General features: G+C 38.1%; 10 protein-coding genes. 9 read left to right on the top strand and 1 reads right to left on the bottom strand.

Annotated elements, in window-relative coordinates:
- Positions 1 to 70 precede the first annotated feature (70 nt).
- Positions 71 to 949, bottom strand: coding sequence for a LysR family transcriptional regulator (locus GXK58_RS13415; protein WP_160723619.1), 879 nt, complete (start codon positions 947 to 949; stop codon positions 71 to 73).
- A gap of 162 nt (positions 950 to 1,111) precedes the next feature.
- Here GXK58_RS13415 and GXK58_RS13410 point away from each other — a divergent pair, with 162 nt between their 5' ends.
- The 9 genes from GXK58_RS13410 (at position 1,112) to GXK58_RS13370 (ending at position 12,983) form a co-directional block, all read left to right on the top strand.
- The gene (locus GXK58_RS13410) at positions 1,112 to 2,896 is read left to right on the top strand and encodes a thiamine pyrophosphate-requiring protein (protein ID WP_160723617.1); all 1,785 of its coding nucleotides are present in this window, start codon (positions 1,112 to 1,114) and stop codon (positions 2,894 to 2,896) included.
- Between the two features lie 85 nt (positions 2,897 to 2,981).
- Entirely contained in the window at positions 2,982 to 4,442 is a 1,461-nt protein-coding gene (locus tag GXK58_RS13405; RefSeq protein ID WP_160723615.1) for an MFS transporter, read from the top strand.
- Between the two features lie 19 nt (positions 4,443 to 4,461).
- Positions 4,462 to 5,817 carry an aromatic ring-hydroxylating oxygenase subunit alpha gene (locus tag GXK58_RS13400; protein ID WP_160723613.1) on the top strand — a complete coding sequence of 452 codons (1,356 nt, stop codon included), beginning with the start codon at positions 4,462 to 4,464 and terminating at the stop codon, positions 5,815 to 5,817.
- Positions 5,818 to 6,342 carry a 3-phenylpropionate/cinnamic acid dioxygenase subunit beta gene (locus GXK58_RS13395; protein ID WP_202171363.1) on the top strand — a complete coding sequence of 175 codons (525 nt, stop codon included), beginning with the start codon at positions 5,818 to 5,820 and terminating at the stop codon, positions 6,340 to 6,342.
- A 291-nt stretch (positions 6,343 to 6,633) separates the two neighbouring features.
- A complete protein-coding gene (locus GXK58_RS13390) occupies positions 6,634 to 8,256 on the top strand; it encodes an ABC1 kinase family protein (RefSeq protein ID WP_160723611.1) in 1,623 nt (540 codons plus the stop codon).
- A 37-nt stretch (positions 8,257 to 8,293) separates the two neighbouring features.
- A complete protein-coding gene (locus GXK58_RS13385; protein WP_160723609.1) occupies positions 8,294 to 9,868 on the top strand; it encodes a Na+/H+ antiporter in 1,575 nt (524 codons plus the stop codon).
- 12 nt (positions 9,869 to 9,880) lie between these two features.
- Positions 9,881 to 11,227, top strand: a complete 1,347-nt coding sequence (locus tag GXK58_RS13380) for a TrkH family potassium uptake protein (RefSeq protein ID WP_160723607.1) — start codon at positions 9,881 to 9,883, stop codon at positions 11,225 to 11,227.
- Positions 11,228 to 11,259: 32 nt separating this feature from the next.
- Positions 11,260 to 11,916 (top strand): potassium channel family protein, encoded by a 657-nt coding sequence (locus GXK58_RS13375; protein ID WP_160723605.1) that lies wholly within the window; start codon positions 11,260 to 11,262, stop codon positions 11,914 to 11,916.
- A 119-nt stretch (positions 11,917 to 12,035) separates the two neighbouring features.
- Complete coding sequence (locus tag GXK58_RS13370; RefSeq protein ID WP_160723603.1) at positions 12,036 to 12,983, top strand: glycoside hydrolase family 43 protein; 948 nt, start codon at positions 12,036 to 12,038, stop codon at positions 12,981 to 12,983.
- Positions 12,984 to 13,072 lie beyond the last annotated feature (89 nt).

The following is a 13,072-nucleotide window of genomic DNA, read 5'->3' as shown; positions in this document are numbered from 1 at the left end:
AAACTCTAGAAAGTAAACTAATTTGTTGCTTTATATGCAACTTTATAAAAAATATCTTTTAATCTAGTAATCATTTTTTGTATGTTTTAATCAATTGCTTAATAAATGCGTCCATCGTGTTGTCTATGAATAAATCTTTTTTATAAACAATCCCGACCATTTTTCTGAATTCACGATCCATAATCCGTACCTGCCTAATCTTGTCGTCGTGAATAGTAGAAAGATAGGACTTTGGAAGAATGGTGGCTAAGTCATGATTCTTTTTTACAAGTTGAAGCAGTGCTTCCACAGTCGAAAACTCAATTCTGGGTTGAATAGTGAAGCCTGCTTTTTGACCCTCCTCCTCAAAAAAGTGACGCATGGTAAATTGATGGGGCAGCAATGTCAGCGGATATGGTTGGAGGTCTTTTAGTTTAATAGAATCAATCTCTGCAAGTTCGTGAAGATGGGAAACAACTAAATAAAATTCCTCTTCAAAAAGTGGAATCGTTTCAAGCCGATTGTCTTCCTCCATCAAAAAGGTTACTCCCAAGTCTAATTGGTTCTGCAAAAGTCTATGAAAGGTTTCTTTCGTTCTCAAATCAATGATAGAAAGCTCGATGCCTGGATATTTTTTATGAAAGGATAAGACTGGGGATGTGAGTAAATGCCCTCCCGAACATCCAATCGACAACTTTCCTCGTAAAATCCCCCGGACATCCCTGATTTTCGTGCTTGCTTGTTCAAGTTCAAAGAAGATTCGCGAGCAATGATCCAATAGAATGTTCCCGGCATAGGTTAAACGGACTTTTTTCCCGGCACGGCTAAACAAAGGGGTACCCAGCTGGGCTTCCAACAGCCGGATTTGCTGACTCAGTGTAGGCTGACTGATTCCTAATTTTTCTGCGGCTTTTGTAAAATGTAATTCCTGAGAAACGGTTACAAAATATTCTAATAGACGAAATTCCACTAGCTTCACATTCCTTTTTGATAGTTTATAACTATGATAATCATTAAAAATATTATATTGAACAATGAAAGGGTTTACAAATATAATTACATTAAAGTTTTAAAAATCTAAATATTCCTAATTGTTTTCTTGAATCTTAATCAAAGGATAGGAGATGTAGTTATGTCGAGTGAAAAAACTTCTATGGTATTAGCCCAAGCAGAGACCCAAAATTTCAAGTACACAACTTCCACCGCTTTAATGGAGGCACTTCAAGAATCAGGTGTCGCTTACATTTTCGCAAACTTAGGAAGTGACCATCCGGCCATTATAGAAAGCTGGGCACAGGCGCAGCTAGAAAACAAGGAATTTCCAAAAGTGATCATCTGCCCGCATGAAATGGTCGCCTTAAGTGCTGCACATGGGTTTGCACAGGTTAGCGGGAAAGCCCAGGCTGTTTTTGTTCATGTCGAATGTGGAACCCAAAACATGGGTGGGGCCATACATAATGCAGCTAGAGGAAGAGTACCTGTATTTATTCTTGCTGGAGCTTCACCATATACGCAGGAAGGGGAACTTTTAGGAAGCCGGAATGAACATATTCACTGGCTCCAAGATGTATTTGACCAGCGGGGAATTGTACGGGAATATGTGAAATATGACAATGAAATCCGAACAGGGAAAAATGTAAAGCAGCTGGTACAGCGGGCGCTGCAAATAGCAGAAAGCGATCCAAAAGGCCCGGTCTATCTGATGGCACCTCGTGAGGTATTGGAAGCAGAAATGGAACCACCAACTGTTGATCAGCGGGGCTGGAAACCACTTTCTCCCGGTGCAATTGCACCAGACGATGTAGCAACACTTGCTGAAAATCTGATCAAAGCCGAACATCCTTTAATTGTTACTTCCTACCTTGGCCGAAATAAGGACGCGGTTTCGGAGTTGGTCAAGCTTAGCGAGAAGTTAGCGATTCCTGTATTGGAGTCGGTACCAAACTATGTGAATTTTCCTGCTGATCATCCGATGCATGTTGGATATCAATGGAATGCACCTGTTCAAAATGAATTATTAAATCAGGCTGATTATATTCTGGTCATTGACAGTGATATTCCTTGGATTCCATTAGTCAATAAGCCCGCTGAAGAATGCACTATTTCCTATATTGATGTAGATCCATTAAAAGAAAAAACACCACTTTGGTACATTCCGTCCGAAAGCTTTTTTAAAGCAGATTCATTGGTGGCTCTTCAACAGTTAAATTCCTTTATCGACAGTGTTAATAAATTAAACGAAGAGAAAGTTTCTAACCGCTACCTCAACATTGCTGCGATCCATTCGAAACAAAGAAAGGAATGGAAAGAGAATGAGACCTTACAGAACCCTGCCATCATTACTCCTCAGTATTTAACAGCCTGTATTCGCGAAGCAATAGATAAAGACACGATTGTCATGACAGAGTCCATAACGAACTATGATGTAGTTTCAAAACACCTTCCACGGAACGCGCCTGGAACGCTGTATGGAAGCGGGGCAAGCTCACTGGGGTGGCACGGTGGTGCCGCTATAGGTGCTAAGCTGGCAGCTCCTGAGAAAATGATTGTCAATCTTACAGGGGACGGTACTTATATTTTCAGTAATCCGACACCTGTCCACTGGATTTCAAGAAAATATAATGTTCCATTCTTAACGGTTATTTATAACAATCATGGCTGGGGAGCGCCAAGAATGTCAACATTGGGTGTCCATCCAAATGGAATTGCCAGTCAAACCGATCAATTTTGGGTGAATTTCGACCCAGTGGCGGATTTATCGAAAGTTGCCGAAGCTGCTGGCGGAGCCTATGCGCAAATTATTGAAAGACCAGAGGAACTAATGGACAGCCTTGTCAAAGCAATCGATATTGTTAAAAGCGGAAGATCGGCTGTTTTAGATGTCCGACTTCAAAATGTGTCTCAGCAGCAACTCTAATTGTTGAACTAATGTGTCCCAGTCAATTTAAATTAGGTCAAAACCGCAATTAAAAAATGGATATATAAAATGAGGAGGAGAATGGATGAATAAAAGGGGTTGGCAGCGCTATCACACTATTTGGGCAATGTTGTTTTTAGGATGGTTTGTTTCCTATATTGACCGGACCGCAACTGGACCTGTCATTACATGGATGATTGACAATAAGGTGTCGTTCTTGTCGAATGTACCAAACCCACATGGATTAGGGGGATTAATCGGCAGTTTATTCTTTGCAGGGTTTATGATGAACCAATATCCTGGCGGTTCCATTGGTGATAAATTCGGGCACCGGACAGTTGTGGTCTTAAGTATTGTATGGGCAGGGATTACCACCCTATTCACAGGGTTTATCTCAGGTTTAATCCTGTTTGTTCTTTTACGTGTGTTATTAGGATTGGGAGAAGGAGTCTTTTATTCGAATGACCGTTCCTATATTGTCTATCATTCTCCAAAGGATAAAGTTGGGCTTGGAATGGGTGTGGTCATTACGGGACTTTCGGTTGGACTAACTGTCGCGACTCTTGGTGTCCCGCTCCTTCTCAACGTGATGGAACCAGTGATGGGTAAAGAGGCTTGGCGCTCTCCTTTTATTCTGCTCGGTGTCATTACATTAATCTCTTCACTCCTAATTTATAAATATATGAAACCTTTATCTGCATCTGTTCAGAAAATGAACCCAGAGTCTCCGGCAGTGAAAGAGGCATACAGAAGTGCATTTCTTATAATGTTGAAGTATGCAGCTGTTTTCGTTGTCATCATTATGGGTATTTACTTTGCTGCCTTAAAAATGGGATTATCCGATATTGCCATTGCTTTTATTTTAGTCTGTCTTTGTCCGCTTTTTATTGTTTTCCTATACAAAACGCGTAAAGCTGAAATTCGTCCTGTTTTAGCTAATAAAAACTTAATTTTTCTTTACGTTTCCTTTATTCCGATTATTTGGCACCTGTGGCTGTATGGCTTTTGGTCCGTTTCGATTGTGAAGGATTTTGGCGGCGGGGCACTCGTTGCCGCTGCGCTGGTTGCTTCCTTTAATGGTATAGCAGGAATTGTTGGATTTCCAATTGGTGGAAAGATTTCCGATATGGTAGCTGGAACAGAAAATGGCCGACGTAATGTTCTGGCGGTTATGACAGCATTACTAACCGTTTCTATCTTTATATTTGCTGCCTACGTAATGACGGGCCATAACAATCCTGTCATCATGTCGATCATTTTATTTGTATCTGGGCTATTCTTCTTTGCCCTGCAGCCAGTATCTCATGCTTTGAATGCTGAAATTGCCCCTGAAAAAAATCGGGGCGCAGCTTTTGGAATGTTTAATTTTATCTCGGAGATTGGAGCTGTTCTTTCTCCGGTTGTCTCAGGGGTTCTCCGTGACAGTACAGGAAGCTGGGGAGTACCGCTGTTGTTGGATGGTGTTCTCCTTGCAGCCAGCTGTATCCTTGTGGTATGCGTCAACCGAGGAGTTTCGACGCAAATGAGCTTAACTGTTGAGAAATAAATCAAGGAGGATAAAATAAATGCAATTGTTTAGAAAATCATTAGATGAAAAAGCATTCCTGCTATTAAAAGAAAAAATGGAGCAAGGATTATTACCCCAGTGGGTCGTCACAGATCCGGATCTTTATGAATTGGAAATAGAAAAAATATATGGGCATACTTGGCAATTTCTTGGACATGAATCGGAGTTACAAGAGCCAGGCAGCTATGTAACAAGATGGATGGTAAATGATCCTATTCTTCTCGTAAAAAACCGCAATGGTGAAATTAATGCCTATCTTAATTCCTGTACACATCGTGGAACGCAGCTTTGCACGGCGGACCGGGGAAACAAAAAGTCTTTCACCTGTCCATATCATGGCTGGAGCTTTAATCTTGATGGAGATTTAATCGGCATTGTTGCTGGGAATAAAGTGTATGGTGAAGAAATGGATAAATCGGAATGGGGACTGCGTAAAGTTCCGAAGATTGGCATGTACCAGGGGATGATTTTTGGAAACCTAGATCCAAATGCAGAAAGTCTAGAAGACTACTTAGGTGATATGAAGTGGTATTTGGATATGATGATGGGCAGAAGTGATGGGGGAATGGAAGTCATTGGGATGCCGCAGCGCTGGGTAGCAAAAGCCAATTGGAAGGCAACGGCGGAAAACTTTGCTGCTGACCCGTACCATGTCCAAACCACCCATCGTTCGACAGTTGAAATGGGAATAAGTCCAGAAGACCCACTTTATGCGGGATATGGACACCAAGTAGTTATGGACCATGCACATGGAATTAATGTAATTACATCAAAAACCGGTGAAGCTAGAGTACCATTTCAAGGAACTCCTGAATCGATGTGGCCGATGTTCAAGAAAAACGTTACTCCAGAACAATATGACATCCTTTCCAAAGTGACGGTTTTTGTTGGCGGCATGTATCCAAACCTTTCCTTCGTTAGTCCGATTCATGGGACAGAAGGACATTTGCACAATTATTTGAATTTCCGGCTCTGGAGACCGATAGGACCTGAAAAAGTAGAGGTATGGTGCTGGTTCTTTATTGATAAAGCTGCCCCAAAGGAATATAAGGAAGCTGCTTATAAAGGTTATTTAGGATCATTTGGTCCAACCGGAACACTTGAGCAGGATGATACAGAAACCTGGGCGCGAATTGTTGAAGTAAGCAGCGGATTGATGATGCGTGATAAGGAATTAAGCTATAACAATGTCAGCAACTACTTAATGGGAATGAACCGGATTGAACCGGATGAAAGTTTCCCTGGTCCAGGAACTGCCTATCCTACCTGCTATCTTGATGCAATTTCTAGAAAAATGCATGAAGAGTGGCTTGAGTTGATTTCAAAGGATCTCTTTGTTAAGGAGGGAGTTTAAATGGAGTTCAACGTTCAAATGAAAATCTCTCCTGAGGTGGAATTAGAAATTACCCGTTTTCTTCATAAGGAGGCATATTTTTTAGATCACCGTAAATATAAGGAATGGCTCGAATTGCTGGATGAGGATATCGAATATCGTATGCCTTTACGCGAAACAGTAGAAGGTGTTGGGGTTAATGATATTGCGAGGGATTCGTCCTTTTATGAAGAAACGAAGCTTTCACTTACTACGCGGGTCAATCGGTTGTATACAAAATCAGCTTGGGTGGAAAATCCAGCAACACGGCAGCGCCATTTTATTTCAAACATTGTGGTTGAGCCAGCTGAAGATCCCAATGAATATAAAGTCATTAGTTATTTCTTATATAAAAGAAGCAGAGGTTCGACACATGTAATTGAAGAATTGTTTGGTGAGAGAAACGATATTATTCGGAAGATTAATCATGAATATAAAATTGTATCACGGACGATCATTCCTGATCAGACTGTTATTACCACGATGAATATGAGTATGTTCTTATAGTTAGATGCCGAAAACTGTTATTTTCCAATGGGTTGCTGAGAAGCAATCCTCTTTTTTATTGAATTAAACATAGAATAAGAATATTCCACTTTAATTATTCATCTTCACAAGAAAAGTTTATTCCAATTTTTATCTTGATGTGATACCATATAAAAAAATAAAAACGTACTCGGAGGAGCCTGTCACCAAGGGATTTGTATGCCCACGGTGACAGGCTTTTTTTTTTCGATCCAAACTATAAGCACTAAGGAAAAAATTGTATCTAACATTAATTAGAATGTGGGGATTAATTTGAAAACAAAAAATAAGTTATATCGAATTTACAGAGTGTTATCTATGGCCTTTATTATTTTTCTTCAAATCTATTGGTATAAGTTACGTAGGAAACCTAAAGAAGACTGGGAAAATCTTTGGGGGAAAATTGGAGAAAGGTTTCGAAATACACTGTTTGAATTAGAAGGCTTACTCATCAAGATTGGTCAGATTTTAAGTACTCGTGCTGATTTGTTACCTAATGCTTTTATCGGCCAAATTGAAGACCTCACAGATAAGGTTCCTCCGTCTAGTTGGATTGAAATTCAAAGCATACTTGAAAAAGAATGGGGGAAATCAATAGAAGAAGCCTTTCTATCTATTGAGAAGAGTGCAGTTGCTTCAGCATCTATTGGTGAAGTGTATAAAGGGGTTCTTAAAAATGGAACAGAGGTCGCAATTAAAGTAAAACGACCAAATATTGATTCCATTGTAAAAATTGATTTTCGGATTTTAGGTTTCATCATTTGGTGTGCGGATCACTTTGTTCCAATTCCCAAAGGTTTTATAAATTTTAGAGTCCTGTATAAGGAGCTAAAACAAGTAATTGAGCAAGAACTGAACTATACAAAAGAGCTCGACACGATCCTGTACTTTCGAAATCGGTTTAAGAGTAAGGATATTGTGCAAATTCCATCCGTATATACTGAATTTTGTACTTCCAGTGTACTTGTTATGGAGTGGGTAGAAGGAATTCGAATAACTGAATTGGAAGAATTAGAACAATTATTGATTACTCGAAAAGAGATTGCACAGAGGCTCATAGAAGTCTTCCTTACCCAATGGCTTGAACCTGGTATCTTTCATGCAGATCCACATCCAGGAAACATTCTTATTTCAAAAGAAGGAAGGATTGTCTTACTCGATTTTGGCATGGTAGGGGAATTAACAAAAAAAGATGCAGCCAATATTCAAGATTTAATCCAAAGCTTTCTAACCAAAGATTACTCCAAAGTGGTTGATTGTCTATTCCATTTAGGATTTTTGCTGCCTGAAGCTGACTCCAAGATCATAGAGAAGCTTATAACTGAAATGGTTTCGTTTGACCCCACTCAAGTAAAAGAAATGAACCTAATGGCATTTAAAATGGAATTAAACGAATTGATACAATCACTTCCAATTCAAGTCCCAACAAGATTTGTTTTTCTAGGCCGGTCTTTTATAACCATTGAAGGAATAATCCGTCAATTAGCACCAGAAGAAGAACTAATGGAACTCGGAAAACCCGTTTTCATTAATTGGATTCATACTCAAGGGAATAGCAAATGGACATTTGTTTGGAAATGGATCCAATCGCTACCGACCTTTAAGTTTTTATATTCCATTAGGGGATTTTTAGATTTCCCTCAAAAATTAGAGCAAATGAAGGAAAATGAACAAAGAAGACAATTTCAATTTAACATCTATGAAAATAATAAAAAATTTTTTTTTCAATTATTCGTTCTTGGATTAATTGGTATAGGGATAGGGATTTATACTTCACAAGAATTTATTTTATATCTGACAATAGGGGTAACTTCTGCTTCTGTGACAGGGTATTTTATTAATTATCAAAAACTGAAAAGATGGATGAAATACATGCACGAAAAACGTAGAGAATAAGAAGAAGGGATTACCTTTAAAGGAGGTTATGTGTAAAATGAATGATTTAGATTTCCATCACATATTTGAACTTGGCCTTATTTTAGTCATGATTGCTGCAGGTATTACTGCGGTTGCAAAAAAATTTAATAAACCCTATCCCATTGCGTTAGTAATTGTTGGAACGATTATCGGTCTCGTAAACATACCGGTTTTAGAGCATTTAAAGGACTTTATAACAGAAGGGGAGGTCTTTAATTTTGTTATTATTACACTGTTCTTGCCTGCATTATTAGGTGAAGCTTCATTAAAATTGCCGTATTCACATCTTAAAGAAAATAAAGGGCCGATCCTTGCACTAGCTTTTGGAGGAACACTTCTATCGTTTATCATTGTCGGTTTTTTGATGATATGGATTTTAGGTTTTTCTATACCAAAAGCATTTGTTTTTGCTGCTTTAATGAGTGCAACTGACCCTGTGAGTGTTATATCTATTTTTAAAAGCGTTGGGGTAAACAAAAGGCTTGCTACGGTTATTGAAGGTGAAAGTTTATTTAATGATGGTTTGTCGGTTGTCCTTTATAAAATTTCTGCCTTCTATTTACTTACATACATTGACCTTGGGGCTATAGGTGCAGGCTATGGGTTGTGGGAATTTTTCAAGGTAATCTCATTGGGGCTCATCATAGGCGGAGCCCTAGGCTATGTTTTTTCTCAATTAACCAAACAATTCGATGATTATCCGCTGGAGATCATTTTCAGTGTCATTCTATTCTATGGTTCATTCTTGTTAGCGGAATCAGTACATGCTTCAGGTGTAATTGCTGTAGTAGTTGCTGGTATTATATTTGGAAATTACGGGGCTAAAATTGGTATGAGTCCAACAACCAAGCTAAATATCAATAACTTTTGGGAAGTTACAGCGTTGCTGGCGAACTCCGTTGTTTTTTTAATGGTTGGTTTGGAAATAACAAGGATCGATTTTAGTGACAAATGGGGATTAGTTTTATTTGCTATCTTGATTGTACTTATAGCAAGAAGCATTGCAGTGTATGCTAGTTTATTTTTGCTAAAGAATTTCCCCTATGCTTGGAAGCATATTATCAATTGGGGCGGTTTAAAAGGTTCCCTATCCATAGCATTAGCTTTAAGTCTTCCTCGTAATTTTGAAGGACGGGAAGACCTCTTAATTATTGCATTTAGTCTTGTTCTTTTCTCTTTAATCGTTCAAGGTCTTTCCATAAAACCGCTATTATCCTTTTTAGGGGTCAATAAAAAGGAGGAAGGGTTTATGGAGTATGAAGAGCTTATTGCAAGTGGATACCGCAATGAAATTGCCATTTCGGAAATAAAAACGGTAAGAAAAAAATTGTTTATTTCAGAAACAGTGGCACAAGAGCTTATTTCACAATATGAAGAAGAGCTGCATCATTTACAGAAGAAAATGGAAGAACTTTTTAAGAAGTATCCAGATTTAAAAGAAAAGCAAGTTTCTGTGTTAAAAAGGCATGCACTTTACGCACAACACGAAGCGCTTGAAAAGTTGTTAAAAGAGGATATTATCTCTAATGAAGTTGCAGAGCACAAACACAACCAAATCACAGATCAACTAGTGAAATTAGAAGAACATTAAGGGAGAGACCATATGAAATTGCTGAAAAGGAAAGTGAATTTAATTAAATTGAATCCCGCTCAAATTCTTGTTATTGGTTTTGGAAGTCTTATTTTATTAGGAACTTGTCTTTTTATGCTGCCAATTGCAACCCATGAACATGGACGTGGACTTAATTTTATAGATGCTTTATTCGAGGCAACTTCTGCTGTCTGTGTGACAGGGTTAGCCGTTGTAGATACAGGAACAACCTTTACCTTATTTGGACAGATCGTTCTTCTTTGTTTGATCCAAATAGGCGGTTGGGGCTTTATGACAACAGGGATATTCATGTTCATTATTTTGGGGAAAAGAATCGGATTAAAGGAGCGTTTATTACTTCAAGATTCATTAAATGTATTCACACTTTCAGGAGTAGTTCATCTAGTAAAGCGGATTATACTCATTACTCTGATTGTTGAACTGGTTGGTGCCATTATTTTAACGATAAGATGGTCTTTCGAGATGCCATTGAAGAAAGCCATTTATTATGGAATATTCCATTCTATCTCATCCTTTAATAATGCTGGCTTCGGTTTAGAATCGGATAGTCTTAGTAAATGGGTTGGGGATCCAACTATTAATATTGTTATCACACTTCTTTTTATTATTGGTGGTATAGGCTTTACGGTGATTTTGGATCTAATTAATAAGAAATCTTTACGTAAATTATCTCTGCACTCCAAAGTTGCTTTATTGATGACACTTATTCTAAACATTGTAGGAACATTAATAATTTTGGCCTCAGAATATGATAATACAAAGACGATAGGAAACTTTGGGTTAGGAGATAAACTTTGGGCATCCTATTTCCAAGGAGTTGTGCCTCGAACAGCAGGTTTCAATACGATAGATATTTCACAAATGACCATTTCATCTCAAGTATTCATGATGGCCTTGATGTTTATTGGAGCTTCTTCTGGTTCAACAGGAGGCGGGATAAAAGTAACCACTTTCGCCATCATCATGATCGCCTTTTGGACGGTTCTGACCAATCGAAACGATGTTAATATCTTTAAAAGAAGAATTTCCTGGCAGTATGTGAACCGGGCTTTATCCATCGTAGTGGCTGCCATCACTTTCATTTTTATCATTTTTTTCTTACTGACCTATAATGAAAAGGCAGAAATGAGCAAAATCCTGTTTGAAACGATTTCCGCCTTTGGAACCGTTGGTCTATCAGCCGGTTTTACAATGGATTTAACTCCAATCGGCAGAATTTTGATCACTATCATGATGTTTATAGGAAGACTTGGGCCCTTAACAATGGCTTTTGCACTTTTAAAAACACAAAAGGAATCAAAAGTAAGATATGCAGAAGAAAAAATATTAATTGGCTAGTCATATGTTTTCTTATGGGGTGAATGCAAGTTATGACAAAGCAGAGTTATGCAATTATTGGGTTAGGCCGATTTGGAACGAGTATTGCATCTAAGCTATATGAAGCAGACCAGGAAGTGTTGGGGATTGATATAAATGATGACCGGGTCGAAGGTGGAAGAGGATTTGTTACTCATGCCGTTATCCTTGATTCCACTGAAGAAGAGTCTCTTAAATCTGTCGGTATAAGTAATTTTGACTATGTGATTGTTGCAATTGGAAACGACATGCAAGCGAGTATATTAACCGTCTTACTTTTAAAAGAATTAGGCGTTAAAAAAGTAATTGCAAAAGCGCTTAATAAACGCCATGGACAAGTATTAGAAAAAGTGGGTGCAGATTGGGTTGTACACCCTGAAAGAGATATGGGGGCACGTGTAGCACATCAGCTGCTGTTACCTAATGTATTGAATTATATTGAATTGTCAAATGAATACAATATAGAGGAAATTGTCATCCCTGGAAGTATGTCGGGGAGAAGTTTACGAGATTTTGATTTAAGAGCAAAATATGATCTAACTGCGATTGCAATCGTTAAAGATCAGGAATTGTTCATTTCACCTTCTCCAGATCAAATTTTGAATGATGGAGATAAGTTAGCTGTTATTGGACATCGGGACAATATTAATGAATTTGTAAATATGAAGTAAAATGTTTTAATTGTCTCCTATACCTCAGTGAAAAGAAGGACTTCTTCATTTTTAATTGAATTTTTAAAAGTGTATAAAAAAGATACATATAGAAGATATCTTTGGAGGGATAAGAAAAAATGCAAGCTTACCTATTTGTACACTTTAAAGAAAAAAGAACACCGGATGGAGAACAGGTTTATTTTGGAGTTAGTAAGGACGGCTTCATGTGGGAAGAGGTAAATGACGGAAATCCTGTATTATGGAGTTACTATGGTGATAAGGGCGTTAGAGATTTTACAATTGCTAGAACCAAAGAAGGCAAATTTGTTATTTTAGCAACTGACCTTAGTTTGTCCTATGGTATGTTGAATCAATATCATCATTCATGGGATGAAATCGGCAGAAACGGCAGCAAATGCCTAGTTCTTTGGGAGTCTGATGATCTGATTCACTGGTCAGAGCAAAGAATGATCAAACTGGGAGACGAAGATTTCGGCTGTTTGTGGGCACCTGATATTATTTATGATAAGAGAAATGATGATTACGTCATTCATTGGTCATCTTCCCATAGCTCCAATAACTATGGCGAAAAAGGAATTTATTATTCCAGAACAAAAGATTTTGTCCATTTTACCAAAGCTGAATTACTGTATCAGAAAGAAGATAGTGGAGTCATTGATTCTGCCATGTATGAAGAAGATGGAAAGTATTATTTATTTTTAAAAAGTGAAAAGAATCCTGAAAGAATTATTCTAATGGAATCAGAGAATATAACTGGACCATTTAAGAAGATTGAAGACTTTGATCAAAGCATGGAGTCGCTGCTAGAAGGACAATATGAAGCTCCGACAGCAGTTAAATTAGAAGATGGTAAATGGTGCTTATTCTTGGATTTTTATGGAGTTTCCGCAGAAGAGCAAGGTTATGTTCCCTTCATCGCAGACCAAATATCGAATGGTAAATTCATTCGTTCTGATCAATCCTTTAAGTTCCCATATGGTTTTAAACACGGTACCATTTTACAGATTAGCATGGATGAATACGAAAGATTAAAATCTTATAAGAAGAAGCCATCGGAGTATTAGTCGTCTACAGGTTTGAGGCCTTACGGGGAGGACATTCTATCCTGGCTACTTCACTGAGGCCTTAAATACTGTATCTTGCCATTTTTTTA

The sequence above is a fragment of the Bacillus sp. USDA818B3_A genome, assembly GCF_009928415.1.
In the GTDB taxonomy this organism is placed as follows: domain Bacteria; phylum Bacillota; class Bacilli; order Bacillales; family Cytobacillaceae; genus Neobacillus.
This window is presented reverse-complemented; position numbering and strand designations above follow the sequence as displayed.

Bases quoted from the DNA above. Each gene is read 5' to 3' on its own strand.
- GXK58_RS13385 (WP_160723609.1), top strand. From the start codon at position 8,294: ATGAATGATTTAGATTTCCATCACATATTTGAACTTGGCCTTATTTTA.
- GXK58_RS13395 (WP_202171363.1), top strand. From the start codon at position 5,818: ATGGAGTTCAACGTTCAAATGAAAATCTCTCCTGAGGTGGAATTAGAA.
- GXK58_RS13405 (WP_160723615.1), top strand. From the start codon at position 2,982: ATGAATAAAAGGGGTTGGCAGCGCTATCACACTATTTGGGCAATGTTG.
- GXK58_RS13370 (WP_160723603.1), top strand. From the start codon at position 12,036: ATGCAAGCTTACCTATTTGTACACTTTAAAGAAAAAAGAACACCGGAT.
- GXK58_RS13400 (WP_160723613.1), top strand. From the start codon at position 4,462: ATGCAATTGTTTAGAAAATCATTAGATGAAAAAGCATTCCTGCTATTA.
- GXK58_RS13375 (WP_160723605.1), top strand. From the start codon at position 11,260: ATGACAAAGCAGAGTTATGCAATTATTGGGTTAGGCCGATTTGGAACG.
- GXK58_RS13380 (WP_160723607.1), top strand. From the start codon at position 9,881: ATGAAATTGCTGAAAAGGAAAGTGAATTTAATTAAATTGAATCCCGCT.
- GXK58_RS13410 (WP_160723617.1), top strand. From the start codon at position 1,112: ATGTCGAGTGAAAAAACTTCTATGGTATTAGCCCAAGCAGAGACCCAA.